We start from the raw sequence: 21,134 nt of genomic DNA, 5'->3' as shown, positions 1-21,134 counted from the left end.
TCGGATAACACCCGATTATTAATAAGCTTCGGAAACAACGCAATTGTTTCAGCAAGTAAGGCACCTCGACGTAGGAACTATCTGATAAACATGTCCCCACGTTCCCAATTCAAATGATTGAACGTAACCTTTCAGCACTCAACCGTTGATGACGGGCATATTTTCATACGCTCTGCAAAACTTATTCGGTAAAAAAATGCTCGAGATAAGCAGCCTGACAAAGTACCAGGGCAAAAGAACAGTAATCACCGATCTCTCATTTTTCGCCCAACGCCAGGAATGCATAGGCCTTTTCGGAGAGGATGGTGCAGGTAAAACAACCCTGCTGAATTTGATAGCCGGGTTGATGACTCCCTCTGGCGGGCGTATCAGCATCCAAGGGTTCGATACGCAAACCCATGCACTTCAAGCGCGCAAAGCACTCGGCTATCAACTCCAGGGGGGCCTGAGCCATCACGCGATGTCCGTCAAGGGCGTGCTCAATTTCATGGCGGCCATTCGAGGTTTCAGCGGGGCGGAAAAACGCAGCCGAGTAGATCGGGCAGCCATGCGCCTGGAACTGTCACGTGTGCTCAACGCCCCCATCGATACGCTCTCCCTCGGTTTGAAGCGCAAAGTCGCTATCGCCCAGGCGATTTTGCATACCCCCAGCCTGCTTCTGCTGGATGAACCGACTGAAGGGCTGGCGACAAATCAATTACTAAAGTTCAGGACGCTTATCCAATCCCTGACCGAAGAAATGACCGTGATCATTGCGTCCCGGCACTGCAACGAGCTGTCCAGTATTTGTACGCGCGCGCTGGTTATCGCCGGCGGTCGCCTGATGGCTGACACCCCACTACCCGACTTACAGCGCCACTCCCGGCATTTCCGGGCCGTCACTCTGGCGGCAGAAACACCTCTGGATTTACTTGCATTGGCCGTATTACCCGGCGTTGCGGGAATTGAAGAAGACCGGCATGCACCTGGCACGGTAACGGTTCTCGCCATGCCGGGGCACAACATTTATCCCGCTATAAACGCACTTATTGCCAGCCGTGGCTGGAACATAACTTCACTGAATCTGGAGCCTGGGCGACTGAACGAAGTTGTTCATCATCTGAGCCAAGAGGTATCGCTTTGAAACTGCTGCCCGTCATTTTTAAACGCCAGCTCACCAGTTACGCCTGCACGCCAAGCACGTACCTGAGTGTTGCTGCTTTTCTGGTGCTGTGCGCCACCCTCGGGGTGTATACAAGCCAGTGGCTGGAACGCGACAGCGGCAACTTACAGGTCTTTTTCCAATTACATCCTTGGCTCTACTTACTGCTGATTCCAACGTTATCCACGCAACTATGGTCGGACGAGCGTACTGCCAGCCTACGCGACGTCATGAACACGCTGCCCATTACCACTTTCGAGCGTGTCATCGGTAAATTCCTGGCCGCATGGGTCGTATGCGGTATCGCACTCGCCTTGACTTTTCCTACAGTGATTGTCGCTAACTACTTGGGCCCTGCGGACAATCTCGTTATCACTTCACAGTTGCTGGCCAGCGGGTTACTGGCGGGCAGCTATCTATCTGTCGGCTGCTTCGTTTGCGCGCTGACGCACCGGCGAGTGGTTATTTTTCTATTAACGCTGGGCCTGCTGCTTATCGCCAGTGCGCTTTCCTCAGTTCTGGATTCACTTGAACATCAGGCACCTATCTGGGTAATCGACAGTTTGATGGCGCTCAACCCTATCTCACGCTTCAGCGCTATCGACAACGGTAAACTGACACTGCACGACAGTCTGTTTTTTATTAGCATCATCTTTGCCTTTCTGTCGGCAACGACCGTTACCCTCAATTACAAAACCAGTTGAGAAGGAAGCAACGTATGCGATCCGTCCTTCGTACGGGTATGACACTCGTGGTCATCCTGTTACTTTTCCTGGCATTCAATCTGACTTGGGTAAATAACCTCCCCGATATGCGCTGGGATCTCTCACAACAGAAAGTTCACACGTTATCGCCCTCGGCACGGCAATTACTCACGACACTTGAGCATCCACTGGATCTGTATTACTTCAACTCGAACAATGACCCGAAGAAAAGCCAGGCACTAAAACGCTATGGTGAGCGTGTGGAAGACCTGCTGAAAGAGTACGAAAAAGCCGCCAAAGGCATGATTAACCTGCACGTGGTTGATCCAGCACCTTACTCAGAAGAGGCCTACAAAGCCGGTTTATTCGGTCTTGACGACGCGCACGGATTTCTCGGTCTCATAGGTGCCCGTGCAGGCCAGGCGGCACAACGTATCGACGTATTTCGCCTCGAGGATGAGCCATTGCTTGAGTATGAAATCAGCCACCTTATTTACACCTTGATGCACCCCGAGCGCCCCACTGTCGGCCTTCTATCCGGGCTCACACTGGATAAGTCTGCCGGGCAGGTGTTGGAGCACATGCAGCGCAATTTCAACCTTGTTGAACTGGCGCCGAACACCGAACACATCCCTCCATCGATCGGAACGCTGATGGTGGTGCACCCACGCGCATTGCCCGAGGCGGCTCTGTACGCGATTGAACAGTTTGTATTGGGCGGCGCCAAACTGATGATGTTTATCGACCCTATGAGCGAGATGGAGACGAGCGCTGCGCCGGTAGACTCCAAGCTGGAGGAGCTGCTGACCGCATGGGGCATACAGATGCCGACGGACAAGCTACTGGTCGATAATCTCTACGCCTCATCGGCGTCGTTCGGCCCTGGGGAGCCGACCGTACTGCATCCAGCCCGCTTGAACCTGCCACGGCAGGCAATGACGGAGAATGACATCAGCGCCTGGAAACTGAACTCAGTGATCGTCTCGAGCAGCGGCGCACTCTCGCGGATAAGAAAAAGCCGGACGACGCTCACCCCGCTGCTGCAAAGCTCCAGGCAATCTGCGCTGTTGGCCAGCCAGCGTTTTGCAGCCGCGACCGCGTTCGATTCACTGATCGACGAAACGTCCACTCCCGGGCAACGCCAGGTGATCGCCGCTCGCCTTGATGGGCCGGTCTATTCGGCATTTCCCGACGGCATAAAAGGGCAAACAGGCGATTTGCAAAAAGCTGCAAATATCCAGGTGGTCGTGGTCGCCGACACGGACTTACTGATGGACACCGTCATCAATTCTGCGTCCAACAGCAACCTGCCATTCGTGTTGAATACCCTGGAGAACCTGGCGGCTCCCGATGTTCTCGCGAGCATTCGCCCTCGTGCGATGGGAGGCCAACCGATGAACCCGCTGGAGTACATGCGCGAGAACGCAGCACAGACCTACACGCAAAAGTCAGCTGAACTTGAACGACGGCTTGAGCGAACGGAACAGGAGTGGCAGCGATTGAATCCGCCAAGCGCAGGCTTAGGCACCCAGACGGTAAATAGCAATACCCAGTTGCAAGCGCTCAACAAGGAACGCCTGCGATTGCCCATGGAGCTGCATGCACTCAAAGTCGAGGCTTACAAGCAGGTGCATCAAGCGGAACTCCACCTGAAGCTGCTCATCATTGCTTCGGTGCCGCTGCTGTTATGCCTGATCGCCGGGGCAGTATTCCTGTACCAGTGCCGACGTCGATCACCCACCAGCGCCTTACTTCGCTGATTAATTAGCCACAATAGGTCAACGGCGAGCAATCAACCCTTGCCGGGCAATACGCGTCAGTTGGCGGATCACCTCATCGGCGTCACCGGCACTGGGCGCCTGGATAACCGCCAGATCAAAGCTGTTACTGGCAAAGCGGGCCAGGGATTCGCCATCTTCGACAAATTGGATCAGGAACGCCGAAGGCCGCCCGGTGCGACGTGGCCAGCCGTCCAGATAACGCAATAACGTCGGCTGGTGTTTGCCGCCCAGGAGAATTTTCGGATTGCGTTGAGTCAGGTCCGCAGTGATCGGGGCCAGGCGTATGAGGGGGTGTAGTGCATTCATCGTGTCGTGTCTCTGCCTCAAAAGTCTGCGGGCAGGTGAGAGGCAACACCGAACCAGCGCTTTAGCGGTATTTCGAAGCCCGACTCTGATGAGTACACGCGTCTGTCGGGCTGCATTGAGACCCAGTGGCGCCCCGCAATTAGCTGTTTAAATCGGCGCATGAGCAGCATCCTAGAGAGGCCAGTGGGGCAGTGTCAAGAATCCCGAGCAACGAAAAAGCCCGCTCATGGCGGGCTTTTTCTGAGTTTTATCTGCGTATCAGCGGGCGATGGCACGGTCGACAGACAGTTTGCCCGCCCCTTCCAACATTACCGCCAGCGAGCCGCCAAGCAAGGCCAGTGCGAATTCATAACCGTTGTTGGCCATGAAAAGACCGTTATGGATATGCACCGAGAAGATTGCCACCAGCGACAGGAAGGTCAGCCCCAATGCGGCCGGACGCGCCAGCAAACCGATGATCAGTGCCAGGCCGGCGAAGAATTCCGTACCGCCAGACAACACCGCCATCAGCGTGCCCGGCGTCAGGCCGAGGCTTTCCATGTACTGCGCAGTACCCGCCAGACCGTAGCCGCCAAACCAGCCAAAGAGTTTTTGCGAACCGTGGGCAGCGAAGATGATGCCGACAAAAATTCGCAGGACAGTCAGACCGTAACCGGCGCGGGTGGACAGAACTCGGTTAATCAGTGGGCTCATGCTGCTAATCCTTTTCAAAGTAGGGGTGGGTTGGCCGCTATATTAATCGGATAAGATAATGATAAAAGCGTAAAAAATGCCTAATACCTATCGATAAAAACGATTATTTCCGTGAGGCAATTTTTGCCGTTACCGGCTCCAGCGACGCTCGCTCTCGATCGAACGCCAAGTAGTACTTGTTCACGCTATTAACATAGCTGACGCCGCCCATTCCCACCTGCTCCATGGCAATACGTTCAACCTGGAAGAACCACTGATTGGGGTTGAGGCCCCGACGACGAGCCTCTGCGCGCATACCTTGCACCCGCTCCGGCCCCATGTTGTAAGCCGCAAGCACGAAGGCCATGCGTTCACGCTCGTTGAGTTTGGGGCTGGAGAAGAATTTGCGGCGGATCATCGCCAGGTAGCGGGCGCCTGCCTGCACATTACTGTCGAGGCTCTCGATATTGTTGACACCCACTCGCTGCGCCGCCGATGGCGTGATCTGCATCAGCCCCGTAGGGCCGCCACTGTTGCGCGCGCCCGGGTCAAGCGCTGACTCCTTGAACGCCAGCGCCGCCAGGTTCAACCAGTCCATGCCTTGCTCACGGGCATGCTTTTGCAAGACCGGGCGCAGTTTTTCCAGGCGCCGGCGGTCAGCACGTGCCAACGGGTTGCGGACCTGATAGAGGCGTCGGTAGATACGCTGGAATGCCACGTCCTGATCGGAGGGCGTGTGATACGTCTTGAGGAAACGATCAATACTGGCTCGTAGCATCGAGGCGTCCTGGCGCACGAACCAATACTCATCGCTTGGCTCACTGATCGCCACCTGCCGATCAAAACGCAACTTAGGCAGGATTTTCGACCAGCGCTCGGCAATCGGTTTCTCGACGATGGTGAGGTGAAAGATCCCTGCTTGAACCATCTCCAGCACATCTTCCACGGCCAACGTCGGATCGACCCATTCCACCTTCACCGGCGGCCGCTTGTGCAAGGCCAGTTGCTGGTTGACCTGGTTTATCGCATCCGCTGCCGCACTGCCGGTGGTCAGCGCCAGGGTGCGCCCGGACAGTTGCTCCAGCTTGGTAAAGCGCCGCTCGCCCTTGACGCCCACCAGCCAAAGCGGCACATCGCTGGCTATTGGGTCACTGGTGCTGATCTTGTGCGCGGCCTTTACGTCCAGCAACTCACCGGGGGCAACCAAGTCGCCTTCGCCACGCGCCAGCGCGCCGAGCAGTTGGTCCTTGGCCTTGGGTATGATCTTGAGGTTGATTTCCTCACCGTCACGGGCGCGACCATTGAGGTATTGCTCAAAGGCGCGCAGGCGGTGGTACTCAACACCAATGGCCTGGCCCTGGACCTCACCGGAACTGTTACGGCTTTGATTGACCAGCACGCGTAAGGTGCGGCTGGAGCGAATCTGCGCCAAGTCACGTACCTTGCCGGGCTTGGTCACTTCCAGCGGCCCGTCCAGACGTGCGACCGCCGCCATGGGCAGCAGTAACGCCAGACACAACATAAGCAACGCCGAGGGTCGGATCATCCGCTCTCCGGAAAGAATACTGGCCAGTGCCGTCGTGAAAGACGCGGGACTGGGAGTCAGAAACAGAGCGCTTTATGCGCTGGCAAGGCGCGCAAATTTGGCACGATGGAAGGCGTATGGCCGACCACAATGCCACTTGCGACGTTCAAAGACAGCTATAACTCGTTGTAGTTCTTCGTTTTTCTTATAAATCTACAGCTCTGATATGCTTTCCGGCCGCAGGCGGAGATAGCACCATGCAACTCATTGATATCGGCGTCAACCTGACCAACCCCAGTTTCGACGAGAGGCACCAGGCCGTTCTCGACCGTGCCTATGCCGCCGGCGTGCAGCAATTGGTGCTTACCGGCACCAGCATCGAGGGCAGCGAACAGGCGCTGGAACTGTGTGTACAACTCGATGACAGCGGCCAGCGTCTGTTCAGCACAGCAGGCCTTCATCCCCATTCGGCCAGCGACTGGAACGGCGAAAGCGCGCGCCAGTTACGGGGTTTGCTCAACGAAAACCGCGTGCGTGCGGTGGGCGAATGCGGGCTGGACTTCAACCGGGATTTTTCCCCGCGCCCCCAACAGGAAAAAGTCCTCGAAGAACATCTGGCGTTGGCCGTTGAGTCGAGACTGCCGGTGTTTCTCCACGAGCGCGACGCCAACCAACGCCTGCTGGAGATCCTCAAGGACTACCGCGACCACCTGACCGCCGCCGTGGTGCATTGCTTTACCGGCGAACAGCAAGCGCTGTTCAGCTACCTCGACCTCGACTTGCATATCGGCATCACCGGTTGGATCTGCGATGAGCGCCGAGGGACGCACCTGCATCCGCTGGTCAGGGAAATCCCTCGCGGTCGTCTGATGCTGGAAAGCGATGCGCCCTACCTGCTACCGCGCACCCTGCGACCAAAGCCGAAAAATGGCCGTAATGAACCCGCCTACCTGCCGCAAGTGCTGCGCGAAGTTGCCTTGCATCGCAACGAAACGCTGCAAGACCTGGCCGCACACAGCACCGCCTGCGCCCGCGCGTTTTTTGGTTTACCTCAAGTGGATTGATACGGCGCATTGACCCATGTCAAAACCGGCTTCCTGAGTGGCGGCACAATAATGGCACCTTGCCAATGCTGTTTCCGCTATCAGAGAAAACCTTCCATGGGTGCCTGGCTTAGCAATATCTCGCTGAAATACAAATTCTGGGCCGTCAACGCGGTCGCGTTCATCACCACTCTTGTGCTGGTGCTTTACGCCGTGCAGCTGGAACAACAGGCACGTAGCGATGCATCCCAGGCCTCGGCGCAGGCACAGGCGCGCTTGCTCGGTGCCTGGCCGTCCGACAAACCGTTGCCCAAGAGCGAGCAATGGCTGACGTTTGCGCGCGGCCAAGTCCCACAGCTGGCTGATCAGGATCTGTCAGCCCTGAGCAACGCCAGCGGTTGGGTTGAGCTCAGTCACATGCCGTTGTTCGGTGAACACCCGTTGATCGGTGCCGATGTGATCGCGCGCGCTGACGGTCAACAGATCGCCGTACTGGCCTACGGACACAGCCTGCGCCAGGTATTCGGCGAACGCTTCACCAATTACGCCGTGGCGGTTCTGATCCTGATGCTAGCGATGCTCGGTGCCTCGCAGTTGCTGATCCGCTTCCTGCTCAGCCAACTCAACACGCTTAAGGACGTGATGCTGCACGTGGAGAAGACCGGCGACCTGTCGGCCCGCGTGCCGCTGGCCTGCAAGGATGAAGTCGGCCAGATGGCCAGTGCCTTCAACGCCATGCAAGCCGGCTACCAGCGGGTGGTCAGCACGGTGGCGCGCACCGCCCAGCAACTGGACGATGGCGCCGCGCGCCTGGCCAGCAGCATGAACGAAGTGCAACACGGCATGCTCGGTCAGCAAAGCGAAACCGACCAGGCCGCCACCGCGATCAACGAGATGACCGCCACCGTCTACCACATCGCCCAGCACGCCGGCGCCACTCGCGACCTGTCCCAGACCGCCGATACCCTCGCCGGCAGCGGCCAGGAAGTGGTCGGCCGGGTACAGCGCTCGATTGCCGGCCTGTCCAGCGGCGTGCAACAGACCGCCGAAATGATCCAGAAACTTGCCGAAGACAGTCAGAAGATCAACGGCGTGGTCAGCGTGATCCACAGCATCGCCGAACAGACCAACCTGCTTGCCCTCAACGCCGCCATCGAAGCCGCCCGCGCCGGCGAAATGGGCCGTGGTTTTGCTGTGGTCGCCGACGAAGTACGCAACCTGGCCAAACGCGTGCAAAGCTCCACCGACGAAATCACTCTCATGGTCTCAGCCCTTCAGGCCGGCACCCGCGACGCGGTGGACTTCATGCAGGAAAGCTCGTTCAAGGCCGACGACTGCGTACAGCAAGCCCAGGAAGCCGGTGCGGCGCTCGTCGAAATCACCGGCGCCGTGGCGCAGATGCGCGAGAGCAACACCCAAATCGCCGTGGCGGCCGAACAGCAAAGCCATGTCGCCGAAGAGATGAACCGGGCGGTGGTGAGCATTCGTGATGTGACCGAGAACACGGTGCAGCAGACCGTGGATTCGGCGACGACCAGCAATGAGCTAGCGACCTTGGCTGGAGAGTTGAGCAAGGCGATTGGGCAGTTGAAGCTGTAGAGTTTCTCAACCTGTAATCCCGCTCCTACGATCGCCCTGCGTTTACTCGAGATCTTAGCGAAACGTCCTAGCTATCCTGGCGGATAACGCCGACATATTTACCTGGCAGCCCCCTTCAAAGTCTCTCGCCTGACAGTTCAGTGCGAGGGATCGCCGATGCACTTCTCCGTTAATGCCTGGCCCTATGGGGCTGCCGTTTGATCCCGGTGATTGCCAGGTTTGTCCTGGCCCCCATGGATGCAAAAACGCCGGATGTTGAAGGCGTTTTGCGTGATTTTCGCAACTGCCTGAACACCTTTGACGAATGGGCCGAAAGCTTCTGGAGCGCTTCGGCTCTGGAAGTGGAGCAGGTGTTCAAGGGTGGCGAAGACGTCGCACTGGTAGCACCGCTCTCTTCCAAGTCGCACAGTTGCCACGTGCAAGGCCCAGGGTTCGTTGACCCTGGTGCACATGTTCGAAACTGCGCAGTTCGTGCCCATCGGCAACACGCCGGTGATGCTGCAAGCCATTGCAGCGAATGGCCGCCCGGTTGGGGGCCCTATCCACCACACCATTGGCCGCAGCGGCATTCTTGAAGTCAAAGAATGTGCCCGTGACCAGCAGTACCAGATCACCTTTCATCCCAACGTTTCCAAAGAACACGTCAAGGCGTTGTATGCGTCTTATCAGTCGGTGATAGCGGGGTTGGAGCATCGCATAAATTCGGAAGGATAGATGGGATCGGGGGGCAAAAAACGCACTACAAGGTGCGCGTAATCGGATTGATCCGCTCCCATTGGATCGTGATTATGTAAACAAAGTAGCCATCCACTATAGCCCCCATAGCCAACCCCAATTCGCCACCCCGCCACCCCCAAACCTAAACTCTGCCCAAGCTATTTCAACGGACAGAGGATTCACCATCATGGGCAAACGTCACCCCAATCTCCCCGCCTGGCAATGGCGTAACTACCCACAAAACCAACAACACCCGACCAACTTGGGACTGCAGTTGATTGCCGTACCCCTGTTGATCATCGGGTTTCTGTTGATCGCGTCTGGGGTGTTCAGCCTGAGCCTGGCCAGTTTTGCCGTCGGCATGATCGGTGTATTGGCAGGCGTGGCGCTGCAGCGCCAAGGTCGTAAACTGGAAGCTCAAGGCAGCCAGCGGTTCTGAGGCTCAGGCAAAGACCACCACGGTCTGACGGCTGATGGCGATCAGCTCCCCGCTCGGGCTCCAGAGTGCGGCGGCGGCATGGCCGTAGCCGTCGCGGGCGTGTTCGATATTGACGCAGTACTGGCACCAATCCAACGTGGTCAGGGCTTGCAGCGGCTGGATAAATTCGATGGTCCAGGTCAGCGTGCTGCCCGGTGCCGGTTTGGTCAGGTGCGGGAGCAAGGCCGGGGGCCAGGCGTCGACCAGGGCGAGGATGTGCGACTCGGTCAGTGGCTCTTCCTTCACATCACCGCGCAGGCGCACCCAGCCGCCCATGTCGCGCGATTTATTGCCGGTGAACGGCAGCCCGCCGACGCTCCAGCGCATGGCCAGATGGCGCATGAATTCGGGGGTCACGCCCTTGATATAGGGCAGCTCCTGGCATTCATCCCAGTGTTTGAACGTCGGCGGTGGTTCACTTGCAACATCAATCACTGACTCACGAGGCGCACCAAAGCTGGCCTGTACCAGTGTCGCCACTTCGCCGTTTTGCACCACGCGGCCAAGCAACTGGCTGACGGCCTTGCCTTCACGCAGCACTTCAACTTGGTAACTGGCAGGCACATCCGGCACGACCGGGCCGACAAAGGTCACGGCCAGTGAGCGCAAAGGGCGATCTGTCGGCACTTGGGCGCGCAACGCTTCGTATTGCAGCGCGGCAACCAGTCCACCGAAGGTCGCACGGCCTTGGGCCCACTCGGCGGGAATGGTGACATCCAACGGGTTGGTACGGGCAGCATCGAGCAAATCACTAAAGCGCATGGCGACCTCACCTCAAAAAAACCGATGGGCGATCTTAACCACAGGGCCGGCAAGGTACAGCGCCCATTCCGGCCAAAAACCGGACCGGTTTAGAAACAGTCTGCGCAGAGTTTGTCCAGCACACGGTCCGCTTCGCCTTCCGCCTTGGCCATGGTGCGATGCCATACAGGAACACACGGCTGCAAATCCGGCTGATGCCCGGCCTGGGCCAGCCACTGCCAGCAGTCGTGCCAATCACCCAGGGCACCTTGGGCCTGTTTGAGCCGCGACACGGCTTTGGAAGGCAGTTTGTCCAGCTCGGGGTAGGCCTCGGCGGCGTAGCGCACGCGCTTGATCAGCAGGCGTAGGCGGTGGCGATCATGATTGGGGTCTTTGAGCGCCTCACCGAGCCTATGCCATTGTTTGGCCAGACGCTTTTCAATACGCGGGCGCAGGCCCTTGAGTAATTTCTGGTGTTGGGACGCGCGGATAAAGCGTGGGAATGCATCGAGGATCAGCAGCAGGTGCGCCACTTCCGGGCTTTGCGACACGTCACGATAGGCGTCGGGTTGCAGGCGCAGGCGCCGATCCGCCGCTTCGTGGTAGCCATGCTGATGCAGATACGCCGCCAGGACTTCTCGGTCGCGTAACGGCGTGGTCAATTGGCCGACCGTGCTGGCGGCCAATTCTAGCTGTTCCACTCCCGGCAACCCGCGCAAGGGGCGCAACAAACTGCGCAAGCGCCGCACGGTAGTGCGCAGATCGTGCAGGGCTTCATCGTCGGTGACGGCAGCGAGACGAGCCTGGCAGCTCAGTAACCCTACTTCCAGGCCAATGACCTGAGCGACTAACTGATCGACCAAAGCTGACATCCCTTCCTCCCTTGACGATGAAAAACCCTACTTGCCGCTACAGGTCAACGCCCGGCACGCGACTCGCGAATATAGAACCGCGCCTTTTCGGCTTTGTTGGAACAGCCTTCAAACGCTTCGAACTGCTGCTGGGTCTTGGCACCCGTCAACAAGGACAAGGCTTTAGAGTAGCTCACGGTGCCGGCAAACCCTTCAGCCTTGGCCAAGTCCAGTTCATGCCATGCCGCGTCCAATTGCGTGCCACAGCTATCGCGGTAAGCGGTTTTCCCGGCACAACCGGCCAGGGCCAACACGATCACAGGTACACACATCCAGGCTTTCATCAATGACACCTCAAATAAAGAAAAACAGTCGTACGGTGTAGACGTTGCCTACAAGGAAAAGTGCCTTGTCCGCCGCCTGAAATCAGAAGCGCTTATCGTCAGAGCATACTCGAGCCTACTCTCTATTCAGGAAAAATATTACGCGGCTGCGCGAAGATTGAAGCGGTCCCCTTAAAGGGTGCATTGTGGGCGCCTGCCTTGGGAAGGACATGGACCATGAAAAAGCGTGTTGCCTTGGTGCTGGGCTCTGGGGGAGCCAGGGGCTACGCCCATATCGGCGTGATTGAAGAAATTGAGCGGCGTGGCTATGACATCGCCTGTATCGCCGGCTGCTCGATGGGCGCCGTGGTGGGCGGAATCTATGCCGCCGGCAAACTTGACGAATATCGAAACTGGATCGAAAGCCTCGACTACCTGGATGTGCTGCGCCTGGTCGACGTGAGTTTTCGCCTGGGAGCCATTCGCGGCGAGAAAGTCTTCGGGCAAATCCGCAAGATCGTCGGCGAGATCAATATCGAAGAGCTGCGCGTTCCCTACACCGCCGTAGCGACCGACCTGACCAACCAGCAGGAAATCTGGTTCCAGGAAGGCTGCTTGCACCAGGCCATGCGCGCGTCAGCGGCGATCCCCAGCCTGTTCACGCCCGTGATGCAGGGCAACCGCATGTTAGTCGACGGCGGCCTGCTCAACCCGCTGCCGATCGTGCCGGTAGTATCGAGCCATTGCGACTTGATCATCGCGGTCAACCTCAATGCCACCAACCAAAAACACTACCAGTTGCCAGTGATCCAGCGCCCGCCAGCGTTCAAGAGCCGCTTTAACAGCTTGGCCAAATCACTGGGTTCTCACCTGCCGTTTCGACGCAAACAAGCCGAGCAGTTAATGAAGCTGGAGCAAGAGGCCTTGCAAGCCCAGACCGCCGAGATCAACCCATGGCTGGAATCGGCCGAGCCCGAATCCCAGCAACCCGCCGCTGCACCGGAAAAAGCCGGGGCGCCGAAGTCGGCGACCGGTTCGTTCATCATCGACAATGTCGGCCCGGCGTCCCTGCTGGACCTGATCAACCAGAGTTTCGAGGTGATGCAGACGTCGCTGGCGCAATACAAAATCGCTGGGTATCCGCCTGATGTGTTGATCAACGTGCCAAAGCGGGTGTGTCGGTTTTTCGAGTTCTACAAGGCGCCTGAGTTGATCGCCTTAGGGCGGGAAATTGCCAGGGATACACTGGACAAGTATGAGAGTGAGCAGGGTTGAAAGAGTGGGTGTGGCTGATGGCCTCTTCGCGAGCAAGTCAGTTCCCACACTCGACTGAGTTCCAGCATTGGAATGCGGACAAGTCCGGGTGCGGGCTTACCCGCGAAGGGGCCAGTTCACACGCAGCTCAACTCAAGCATTCAACAACCGATACCCCACCCCCGCCTCGGTCACAATAAACCGTGGCTGAGTCGGGTCATCCGCCAGCTTCTGGCGCAGATGCCCCACCACAATACGCAGGTAGTGGCTGTCTTCAGTGTGGGTCGGGCCCCAGATATCCTTGAGCAATTGCTGCTGGGTAATCACTCGGCCCGGATGCCGCGCCAGTTGCGCCAGCACCGCGTACTCCTTGCGGGTCAACGCCACCTCGACACCGTCCAGCAGCACGCGGCGATAAGCCAGGTCCACCGTCAGCGAGCCAAAACTCAAGGCGGCCTCCTGAGCCTCCCCCGCCGGGGCCTGGCGCAGTAACGCGCGAACACGGGCGAGAAATTCCTGGATACCAAACGGTTTGGTCACGTAATCGTTGGCGCCGCTGTCCAGGGCTTCGACCTTCTGCACCTCGCTGGCGCGCACCGACAGCACCAGCACCGGCACCGTCGACCACTCGCGAAACTCGCGCAGCACCTGCTGGCCATCCATGTCGGGCAAGCCGAGGTCGAGCACCAGCAAGTCCGGTTTGCTCAATGCCGCTTGGGCCAGGCCCTCGTTGCCGGTGCCGGCCTCGATTACCTTGTAGCCCTGGGAGGCCAGGCTGATACGCAGGAATTTGCGGATCTGCGGTTCGTCATCAATGACTAAAATCGTCGCGGTCTGGCTCATGGTGTCCAATCAAAATCCGTGGAAAAAAGAGGGTAGCTCAAGCCTCGCGCTCCAGGCCAGGCTGAGTCGGCAATGGCAGGAACAAGGTGATGCAAGTGCCTCGTCCTTCAATGCCATCGGCGACGCTGACGCGCCCACCATGAGCGCCGACCATGCCTTGGCAGATCGCCAACCCCAGGCCGGTGCCCTGCCCGCCGCGATCACCGCGGGCGGCGGTGTAGAACATATCGAAGATCTTCGCACGCTCGTCTTCGGGAATCCCCGGCCCCTCATCGGCCACCGCAAAAAACAACTGGTCATCCACCACGCCCGCGCTGACATTTAAACGGCCTTGGGCCGGTGAGAAACGTGCGGCGTTTTCCAGCACATTGACCAGCGCCTGCTCAATCAGCGCGGCGTGAACATACAGCAAAGGCAACTGCGCGGGGACGTCAATCTTGACCTGCAACGGAGCCAGCACCGCGCGCAGGCGGCCAAGGGCACTGCCGACAATGTCGCCGGGCGAGACCCAATCGCGCGCCAACTTCAAGGCACCGTGGCCCAGGCGTGTCATGTCGAGCAAGTTCTGGATGTAGCGGTCGAGGCGCTCGGCTTCATCGCGGGTGCCTTCAAGCAATTCGCGGCGATCCTCCCGCGGGATGGCTTCGCCGAGGGCCAACAGGCTGTCGATGCTGCCGCGCATCGAGGTCAACGGTGTGCGCAAATCGTGCGACACCGAAGCAAGCAAGGCGCTGCGCAGTTGTTCGGTTTCACCGTGCAGGCGCGCAGACTCCAGCTCCTGCGCCAGTTGCGCCCGGGCCAAAGCCTGAGCCAGCGGCTGGCTCAAGGCGGTGAGCAGCCGACGACGCTGGCCGCTCAATTCCAGGCCCGGCTTGGGGCTCACGCCTAGCAAGCCCAGTGGCCCCTCCTCGCCCGAGAGCGGCCACCACCACCAGCGCCCAAATGGCAAAGTGCCGGTGCCCATGCCCGCTGGCTGATCGTGCTGCCAGGCCCAGTCGGCGGCGGCGCGTTCGGATTCAGTGAAGTCCAGTGCTGAACCGGTCTCGACCTTCCAGTCACCCTGCCCGTCTCGATTGACCAGGCACAAGTCCAGGTCACTCCAGCCTTCCAGATGATGCGCCGCCGCGCTGATCACCGCCTGGCGATCAGTGGCGGCGGTGAGCTTGCGCGACAGGTCGAGCAACTCGCTGGTTTCTTCCTGGGTATCACGCAACGCCTGCAACTGCCGACGCTGGCGTGCGGCCAGGTTGCCGGTCAGTGCCGCCATCAGCAGAAAGAACAGCAGGGTCAATACATCTTCTTCGCGCTGGATGGCGAAGGAGAATTTCGGCGGGATGAACAAAAAGTCGTACGCCAGGAACGACAGTGCCGCACACACCAGCGACGGCCCCAAACTGCTGCGCACACCGACCAGCAATACCGCCGCGAGAAACACCAGGGAGATATTCGGCAACGGCAATACGCTGGCCACTGCCCAGGCCAGCGCCGCCGCCACGACGGTCGCAACCACTGCCAGGCCATAGTCGAACCACACCAAGCCGCATACATCCGGCAGTCGCGGCGGCGCGGGCATGTCGTCGCTATCGAGGACGTTGATTTCCAAGCCACGGGCATTACGCAGCAAGCGCGCGGCCAGCCCACCACCAAACAGCCGACGCCGCCAGCGCATGCGCGACTGCCCTACCAGCAACAGGCTGGCGCGGCGTTCGGCGGCATGCTGGATCAGCGTCTTCGCCACCTCACCCGCCCGCAGCAGCACCACTTCGCCGCCAAGCCGCTCGGCGAGTTGCTGGGCGTTTTGCAGACGCAGTCGCGATTGCTCATCGCGCGCGCGGCCGTTATCGACATGCACCAAGCTCCAGGGCAAATGCCGACGCTGGGCCACGCGGCAGGCATGACGCACCAGGCGCTCGGCTTGCGCATCGCCATCCACGCCCACCAGCAAGCGCCCGCGTACCGCTGGCGCGGCCTGGCCGAGTTGGCGATAGCCTTGCGCCAAGTCGTCATCCACGTGGGCAGCGGCGGTCTGCATCGCCAGCTCGCGCAGGGCCGTCAGGTTGGTCTGGGTGAAAAACGCGTCGATGGCGGCGCGGGCCTGTTCCGGCACATACACCTTGCCGTCGCGCAAACGCTCGAGCAGCTCGCGCGATGGCAGATCGATCAGCAGCAGTTCGTCAGCCTCTTGCAGCACCCAGTCCGGCAAGGTTTCGCGCACTTGCACGCCGGTGATACCGCGCACTTGGTCGTTGAGGCTTTCCAGGTGCTGGACGTTGACAGTGGTGAACACGTTAATGCCAGCGGCGAGCAGTTCCTGAATGTCTTGCCAGCGTTTTTCATGTCGGCTGCCAGGGGCGTTGCTGTGGGCCAACTCGTCGACCAATACCAGCTTGGGCTTAGCAGCGAGCAAGCCGTCGAGGTCCATTTCTTCGAGCATCACACCGCGGTATTCGGTACGCACCAACGGCTGTTGCGGCAAGCCGCTGAGCAAGCCTTCGGTCTCGGCGCGGCCATGGGTTTCGACCACCCCGGCGACCAGCCGCACACCTTGGCGCAGCTGCGTGTGAGCAGCCTGAAGCATGGCGTAGGTCTTGCCCACACCCGGCGCGGCGCCGAGGAAGACTTTGAGCCGGCCACGGCCGTCCCGTGGCAGTTCGGCTAACAGGGCATCGGCGCGGCCGGAGTCGCTCATGCTTTGCGGTTCCTTCAGGTATTCAGGTCACTGAAGATCCAATGGGGGAGCGGGCTTGCTCGCTCCCACAAGGTACTCAGCGTTTTTCCAGCGCCATGTTCAGCGCCAGCACATTCACTACAGGCGGCCCCACCAGCGGGCTTTCAATGTGCTCATCCAGCAAGCGCTGCAGTGTAGACACCGGCACATTCCGTGCTGCCGCCACACGCGCCAGTTGATAGGCAATCGCCTGGGGTGGCAAGTGTGGATCAAGACCGCTGCCGGAGGTAGTCAGTGATGCCAAAGGCACGGCCCCCTGGCTTGGCACCAACTGCTTGTGGGCCTCATCAAAGATACGCGTGGCCAGCGCCGGGTTGCTTGGGGACAGGTTACTCGCGCTGCTGGAAACCGTCGCAAACGCGCCGGCCGATGGGCGCGGATGGAACCAGCTGTCGCCGGTAAATTCCTGGGCGATCAGGCTGGAGCCGCGCACGTTGCCGTCGGCATCACGCACTAGGCTGCCGTTGGCCTGGTCAGGGAAGGCGACTTGCGCGATGCCGGTCACGACCAGTGGGTAAGCGACGCCGGTGATCAGGGTCATAAGGACCAGCAGGCTCAGGGCCGGGCGGATCACGTTTTTCATCTTCAAATCCTCAATAAATCGAGAAACCCATGTGGCGAGGGAGCAAGCTCCCTCGCCACAAAAAGTGCGGGGCGGTTACACCAGGTGCAACGCAGTCAGCAGCATGTCGATCGCCTTGATGCCTACGAACGGCACCAGGATCCCGCCCAGTCCATAGATCAGCAGGTTGCGACGCAGCAACGCCGCCGCACTCGCCGCCTGTACGCGCACACCGCGCAGCGCCAGGGGAATCAGCACCACAATGATCAACGCGTTAAACACAATGGCCGAGAGAATCGCACTCTGCGGGCTCTGCAGGTGCATCACGTTGAGCACACCCAGTTGCGGGTAGATCGAGGCGAACAGCGCGGGCAGGATCGCAAAGTATTTGGCCACGTCGTTGGCGATGGAAAACGTGGTCAGCGCACCGCGCGTCACCAGCAATTCCTTGCCGATCTGTACCACGTCCAGCAGCTTGGTCGGGTCGCTGTCGAGGTCGACCATGTTCGCCGCTTCGCGAGCAGCCTGGGTGCCGTCATTCATCGCCATGCCGACGTCAGCCTGGGCCAGTGCCGGGGCGTCGTTAGCGCCGTCGCCGCACATCGCAACCAGGCGACCGTCGTTCTGTTCGTGGCGAATGCGCGCGAGTTTTTTCTCCGGAGTGGCTTCGGCCAACACGTCATCCACGCCGGCTTCAGCAGCAATCGCAGCAGCTGTCAGTGGGTTATCGCCCGTCACCATCACGGTGCGAATCCCCAGTTTGCGCAGCTCGGCGAAACGTTCGCGGATGCCAGGCTTGACCACGTCTTTGAGGTGGATCGCCCCCAGCAGTTTGCCATCGGCGCACACCAGCAACGGTGTGCCGCCGCTTTGGGCGATCTTGTCGATTTCCCGCGAGAGTGCCGGCTGCAGGTCGCGACGTTGTTGGCCGATAAACGCCAGCAGCGAGTCGACCGCGCCTTTGCGAAACACACGGCCTTGGTAGTCGACACCCGACAAGCGCGTTTCAGCACTGAAGGGCACCGAGGTCAGTTGATCCAGGCTCGGCTCTGCCTGAGGGTGCAAGCCCCGCAGGTATTCGACGATGGATTTACCTTCCGCCGTGTCATCCGCCAGCGATGCCAGCAACGCGCCTTCAGCCAGGTCACCACCGCTGACGCCAGGCGCGGCAATCACCGCGGCGCAGCGACGGTTGCCGAAGGTGATGGTGCCGGTTTTATCCAGCAGCAACACATGCACGTCCCCCGCCGCTTCCACCGCGCGACCGGACTTGGCGATCACGTTGAGGCGCACCAGGCGGTCCATACCGGCGATACCGATGGCCGACAACAGGCCGCCGATGGTGGTCGGGATCAGCGTCACCAGCAGTGCGACCAGGAACACCAACGGCAGGCTGCCATTGGCGAAGTGAGCGAACGGCTGCAGGGTGACCACCACCAGCAGGAAGATCAGGGTCAGGCCGATCAGCAGGATATCCAGCGCGACTTCGTTGGGGGTTTTCTGGCGCTTGGCACCTTCCACCAGGGCGATCATCCGGTCCAGCGTGGACTCGCCCGGGTTGACGGTGATGCGGATCAGCAGCCAGTCCGACACCAAGCGTGTGTTGCCGGTGACGGCCGAACGGTCGCCGCCAGACTCGCGGATCACCGGCGCGGATTCGCCGGTAATCGCCGCTTCGTTGACCGCCGCGATGCCTTCGATGACCTCGCCATCACCGGGGATCATTTCCCCGGCGGCGACGCGTACCACATCGCCTTTGCGCAGGCTGGTAGCCGGCACGACCTTGAAGCTGCCGTCGGCCTCTTTGCGGCGTGCGCTGAGGCCTTCGCTGCCGGCTTTAAGGCTGTCGGCGCGGGCCTTGCCGCGACCTTCAGCCAAGGCTTCAGCGAAGTTGGCGAACAGCACGGTGAACCACAGCCACACGGCGATCTGCACGGCGACAAACGTCGGTACGGTGGTGTCGGGCACGAAGCACAACACCGTGGTGAGGATCGCGGTCAGCTCGACCACCAGCATCACCGGCGAGCGTTGCAGTTGGCGCGGATCCAACTTGACGAAAGCCTGGATCAGCGCCGGGCGCCACAGGGCGGACATGGCGGTCTTTGGCGACTCCTGAGTGTTCACGGGAGCGACGTTTTTTGCAAGCATATTCATTTTCATATCCCCTTTTTAGAAGCCCATGCTCAAGTGTTCAGCAATGGGGCCTAACGCCAGCGTTGGCAGGAAAGTCAGGCCGCCCACCAGCAAAATGGTCACGGTCAACAGGGTCACGAACAGCGGGCCATGGGTCGGGAAGCTGTTCTGGCCAATCGGTGCGGTCTTTTTCATCGCCAGGCTGCCGGCCAGGGCCAGTACCGGGAGGATGTAGCCGAAGCGGCCGATCAACATGCCCAGGCCCATCATCAGGTTGTGGAACGCTGTATTGCCACCGAAGCCGCCGAACGCCGATCCATTGTTGGCACTGGCCGAGGTGTAGGCGTACAGCAACTGGCTGAACCCGTGGGGGCCAGGGTTACTGATGGCACCTGCCGGGCCCGGCAGGCTGGCAGCGATGGAACTCAGCACCAGCACACCGACCGGCATCACCAGCAAGGTCACCACCAGCAATTGCACTTCCTTAGCCTGTAGCTTCTTGCCCAGGTATTCCGGGGTACGGCCGATCATCAGGCCGGCGAGGAACACCGCGATCAACACGTTGAGCAACATGCCGTACATACCAGCGCCGACGCCGCCGAAGATCACTTCGCCAACCATCATGTTGACCAGTGCCACCATGCCACTCAGGGGGCTAAGGCTGTCCTGCATGCCGTTGACCGACCCGTTGGAAGCCGCAGTGGTGGTCACCGACCACAACACAGTGGCGGTGGTACCGAAGCGCACTTCTTTACCTTCAAGCGGCGCGGTTTGCTCCACGGCCGGGTTGTTCAGGGTCGGATTGGGCTGGTATTCAGACCACAGCGAAGTCGCACCGCCGATCAGGAACAACGCCAGCATGCACCCGAGGATGGCGCGGCTCTGACGCAGGTCCTTGACGTAATGGCCGAAGGTAAACACCAACGCCACCGGGATCAGGATGATCGAGGCCACTTCGAACAGGTTGGCCCAGGCAGTCGGGTTCTCAAACGGATGCGCCGAGTTGACGCCAAAGAAGCCGCCGCCGTTGGTGCCCAGTTGCTTGATTGCAATCTGGCTCGCAGCCGGGCCCAGTGGGATCACTTGGTCGACGCCCTGCAGGGTCACGGCGTTCACATAGTGAGCGAAGGTTTGCGGTACGCCTTGCCACACCAGGAACAGCGCAAACACCAGGCACAACGGCAGCAGGCCGTAGAGGGTAGCGCGGGTCATGTCGACCCAGAAGTTACCCAAGGTCTTGGTGGATTTACGACCGATACCGCGGCAAAGGGCGACCAGCACGGCCAGGCCGGTGGCGGCACTGACGAAGTTCTGCACGGTCAGGCCGACCATCTGGCTGAGGTAGCTCAGGGACGCCTCACCGCTGTAGTTCTGCCAGTTGGTGTTGGTCATGAAACTGACCGCAGTGTTGAAGGCCAGCGTCCATTCCTGGCCTGGCAATTTCTGCGGGTTCAGTGGGAGATGGTCCTGGAACAGCAGGATCGCGAACAGCAACACAAAACCCGCCAGGTTGAACGCCAGCAACGCCAGCATGTACTTCTGCCAGCTCTGTTCCTGATGTTCATCCACGCCCGACAAGCGATAACACGCGCGCTCGACGGGGCCGAGCACTGGCGTGAGCCAAGTGCGCTGACCTTCCATCACCTTGTAGTAGAACCGCCCCAGGAACGGTGCCGGCACCAGCACCACGGCAAAGAAGGCGATGATCAGCCAATAGTCATAACTGTGCATAG

The 21,134-nt window shown here is 59.8% G+C and carries 17 protein-coding genes and 2 pseudogenes; 8 read left to right on the top strand and 11 right to left on the bottom strand.

The window, feature by feature from the left end:
* The first annotated feature begins 196 nt into the window (after window positions 1-196).
* The 3 genes from FW764_RS11640 to FW764_RS11630 are packed head-to-tail and all read left to right on the top strand — an operon-like array spanning window position 197 to window position 3,605.
* A complete protein-coding gene (locus FW764_RS11640) occupies window positions 197-1,123 on the top strand; it encodes an ATP-binding cassette domain-containing protein (protein WP_446434183.1) in 927 nt (308 codons plus the stop codon).
* A complete protein-coding gene (locus FW764_RS11635; RefSeq protein ID WP_446434053.1) occupies window positions 1,120-1,845 on the top strand; it encodes an ABC transporter permease in 726 nt (241 codons plus the stop codon). The genes FW764_RS11640 and FW764_RS11635 overlap by 4 nt, the downstream gene beginning before the upstream one ends.
* A 14-nt stretch (window positions 1,846-1,859) precedes the next feature.
* Window positions 1,860-3,605, top strand: a complete 1,746-nt coding sequence (locus FW764_RS11630) for a Gldg family protein (protein WP_446434052.1) — start codon at window positions 1,860-1,862, stop codon at window positions 3,603-3,605.
* Between the two features lie 18 nt (window positions 3,606-3,623).
* Here FW764_RS11630 and FW764_RS11625 read toward each other — a convergent pair whose 3' ends face one another.
* The 3 genes from FW764_RS11625 to FW764_RS11615 form a co-directional block, all read right to left on the bottom strand.
* Window positions 3,624-3,932, bottom strand: coding sequence for a class I SAM-dependent methyltransferase (locus FW764_RS11625; protein ID WP_446434051.1), 309 nt, complete (start codon window positions 3,930-3,932; stop codon window positions 3,624-3,626).
* Between the two features lie 258 nt (window positions 3,933-4,190).
* Window positions 4,191-4,625, bottom strand: coding sequence for a DoxX family protein (locus FW764_RS11620; RefSeq protein ID WP_446434050.1), 435 nt, complete (start codon window positions 4,623-4,625; stop codon window positions 4,191-4,193).
* 103 nt (window positions 4,626-4,728) lie between these two features.
* Window positions 4,729-6,150, bottom strand: coding sequence for a transglycosylase SLT domain-containing protein (locus tag FW764_RS11615; RefSeq protein WP_446434049.1), 1,422 nt, complete (start codon window positions 6,148-6,150; stop codon window positions 4,729-4,731).
* 236 nt (window positions 6,151-6,386) lie between these two features.
* Here FW764_RS11615 and FW764_RS11610 point away from each other — a divergent pair, with 236 nt between their 5' ends.
* The 4 genes and pseudogenes from FW764_RS11610 to FW764_RS11595 form a co-directional block, all read left to right on the top strand.
* Complete coding sequence (locus tag FW764_RS11610) at window positions 6,387-7,193, top strand: TatD family hydrolase (RefSeq protein WP_446434048.1); 807 nt, start codon at window positions 6,387-6,389, stop codon at window positions 7,191-7,193.
* Window positions 7,194-7,289: 96 nt separating this feature from the next.
* Window positions 7,290-8,771: a methyl-accepting chemotaxis protein gene (locus tag FW764_RS11605; RefSeq protein WP_446434047.1), complete on the top strand. Its 1,482-nt coding sequence runs from the start codon at window positions 7,290-7,292 to the stop codon at window positions 8,769-8,771.
* Window positions 8,772-8,968: 197 nt separating this feature from the next.
* Window positions 8,969-9,479, top strand: a pseudogene (locus tag FW764_RS11600) (type IV secretion protein Rhs); the annotation flags it as partial.
* Window positions 9,480-9,675: 196 nt separating this feature from the next.
* Window positions 9,676-9,924, top strand: a pseudogene (locus FW764_RS11595) (terminase); the annotation flags it as partial.
* Window positions 9,925-9,930: 6 nt separating this feature from the next.
* Here FW764_RS11595 and FW764_RS11590 read toward each other — a convergent pair.
* From FW764_RS11590 to FW764_RS11580, 3 genes are all read right to left on the bottom strand, one after another.
* Complete coding sequence (locus tag FW764_RS11590; RefSeq protein WP_446434046.1) at window positions 9,931-10,728, bottom strand: acyl-CoA thioesterase; 798 nt, start codon at window positions 10,726-10,728, stop codon at window positions 9,931-9,933.
* A gap of 89 nt (window positions 10,729-10,817) precedes the next feature.
* The gene (locus FW764_RS11585; RefSeq protein ID WP_446434045.1) at window positions 10,818-11,579 is read right to left on the bottom strand and encodes a CHAD domain-containing protein; all 762 of its coding nucleotides are present in this window, start codon (window positions 11,577-11,579) and stop codon (window positions 10,818-10,820) included.
* A gap of 44 nt (window positions 11,580-11,623) precedes the next feature.
* Complete coding sequence (locus FW764_RS11580; RefSeq protein ID WP_010176194.1) at window positions 11,624-11,902, bottom strand: hypothetical protein; 279 nt, start codon at window positions 11,900-11,902, stop codon at window positions 11,624-11,626.
* Window positions 11,903-12,118: 216 nt separating this feature from the next.
* Between FW764_RS11580 and FW764_RS11575 the strand changes: the two genes are divergently transcribed.
* Window positions 12,119-13,156 carry a patatin-like phospholipase family protein gene (locus FW764_RS11575; RefSeq protein ID WP_083359469.1) on the top strand — a complete coding sequence of 346 codons (1,038 nt, stop codon included), beginning with the start codon at window positions 12,119-12,121 and terminating at the stop codon, window positions 13,154-13,156.
* A 132-nt stretch (window positions 13,157-13,288) separates the two neighbouring features.
* Here the strand turns inward: FW764_RS11575 and FW764_RS11570 are convergent, their stop codons facing one another.
* The 5 genes from FW764_RS11570 to kdpA all read right to left on the bottom strand — a co-directional run bounded on the left by FW764_RS11570 (window position 13,289) and on the right by kdpA (window position 21,132).
* The gene (locus FW764_RS11570) at window positions 13,289-13,978 is read right to left on the bottom strand and encodes a response regulator (protein WP_406998078.1); all 690 of its coding nucleotides are present in this window, start codon (window positions 13,976-13,978) and stop codon (window positions 13,289-13,291) included.
* 37 nt (window positions 13,979-14,015) lie between these two features.
* The gene (locus FW764_RS11565; RefSeq protein ID WP_446434044.1) at window positions 14,016-16,667 is read right to left on the bottom strand and encodes a DUF4118 domain-containing protein; all 2,652 of its coding nucleotides are present in this window, start codon (window positions 16,665-16,667) and stop codon (window positions 14,016-14,018) included.
* Window positions 16,668-16,743: 76 nt separating this feature from the next.
* Window positions 16,744-17,289: a potassium-transporting ATPase subunit KdpC gene (gene kdpC, locus FW764_RS11560; protein WP_446434043.1), complete on the bottom strand. Its 546-nt coding sequence runs from the start codon at window positions 17,287-17,289 to the stop codon at window positions 16,744-16,746.
* Between the two features lie 75 nt (window positions 17,290-17,364).
* Window positions 17,365-19,416: a potassium-transporting ATPase subunit KdpB gene (kdpB, locus tag FW764_RS11555; RefSeq protein ID WP_446434182.1), complete on the bottom strand. Its 2,052-nt coding sequence runs from the start codon at window positions 19,414-19,416 to the stop codon at window positions 17,365-17,367.
* 21 nt (window positions 19,417-19,437) lie between these two features.
* A complete protein-coding gene (kdpA, locus tag FW764_RS11550; protein ID WP_446434042.1) occupies window positions 19,438-21,132 on the bottom strand; it encodes a potassium-transporting ATPase subunit KdpA in 1,695 nt (564 codons plus the stop codon).
* Window positions 21,133-21,134 lie beyond the last annotated feature (2 nt).

This window comes from Pseudomonas sp. 1152_12 (assembly GCF_052850675.1).
The sequence above is the reverse complement of the archived record's forward strand: the minus strand, read 5'-3'. Positions and strand labels throughout refer to the sequence as shown.

Excerpts from the sequence above, each read along its gene's own strand:
- FW764_RS11640 (WP_446434183.1), top strand. The coding sequence starts at position 197 with ATGCTCGAGATAAGCAGCCTGACAAAGTACCAGGGCAAAAGAACAGTA.
- FW764_RS11630 (WP_446434052.1), top strand. The coding sequence starts at position 1,860 with ATGCGATCCGTCCTTCGTACGGGTATGACACTCGTGGTCATCCTGTTA.
- FW764_RS11625 (WP_446434051.1), bottom strand. The coding sequence starts at position 3,932 with ATGAATGCACTACACCCCCTCATACGCCTGGCCCCGATCACTGCGGAC.
- FW764_RS11620 (WP_446434050.1), bottom strand. The coding sequence starts at position 4,625 with ATGAGCCCACTGATTAACCGAGTTCTGTCCACCCGCGCCGGTTACGGT.
- FW764_RS11615 (WP_446434049.1), bottom strand. The coding sequence starts at position 6,150 with ATGATCCGACCCTCGGCGTTGCTTATGTTGTGTCTGGCGTTACTGCTG.
- FW764_RS11610 (WP_446434048.1), top strand. The coding sequence starts at position 6,387 with ATGCAACTCATTGATATCGGCGTCAACCTGACCAACCCCAGTTTCGAC.
- FW764_RS11605 (WP_446434047.1), top strand. The coding sequence starts at position 7,290 with ATGGGTGCCTGGCTTAGCAATATCTCGCTGAAATACAAATTCTGGGCC.
- FW764_RS11590 (WP_446434046.1), bottom strand. The coding sequence starts at position 10,728 with ATGCGCTTTAGTGATTTGCTCGATGCTGCCCGTACCAACCCGTTGGAT.
- FW764_RS11585 (WP_446434045.1), bottom strand. The coding sequence starts at position 11,579 with ATGTCAGCTTTGGTCGATCAGTTAGTCGCTCAGGTCATTGGCCTGGAA.
- FW764_RS11580 (WP_010176194.1), bottom strand. The coding sequence starts at position 11,902 with ATGAAAGCCTGGATGTGTGTACCTGTGATCGTGTTGGCCCTGGCCGGT.
- FW764_RS11575 (WP_083359469.1), top strand. The coding sequence starts at position 12,119 with ATGAAAAAGCGTGTTGCCTTGGTGCTGGGCTCTGGGGGAGCCAGGGGC.
- FW764_RS11570 (WP_406998078.1), bottom strand. The coding sequence starts at position 13,978 with ATGAGCCAGACCGCGACGATTTTAGTCATTGATGACGAACCGCAGATC.
- FW764_RS11565 (WP_446434044.1), bottom strand. The coding sequence starts at position 16,667 with ATGAGCGACTCCGGCCGCGCCGATGCCCTGTTAGCCGAACTGCCACGG.
- kdpC (WP_446434043.1), bottom strand. The coding sequence starts at position 17,289 with ATGAAAAACGTGATCCGCCCGGCCCTGAGCCTGCTGGTCCTTATGACC.
- kdpB (WP_446434182.1), bottom strand. The coding sequence starts at position 19,416 with ATGCTTGCAAAAAACGTCGCTCCCGTGAACACTCAGGAGTCGCCAAAG.
- kdpA (WP_446434042.1), bottom strand. The coding sequence starts at position 21,132 with ATGCACAGTTATGACTATTGGCTGATCATCGCCTTCTTTGCCGTGGTG.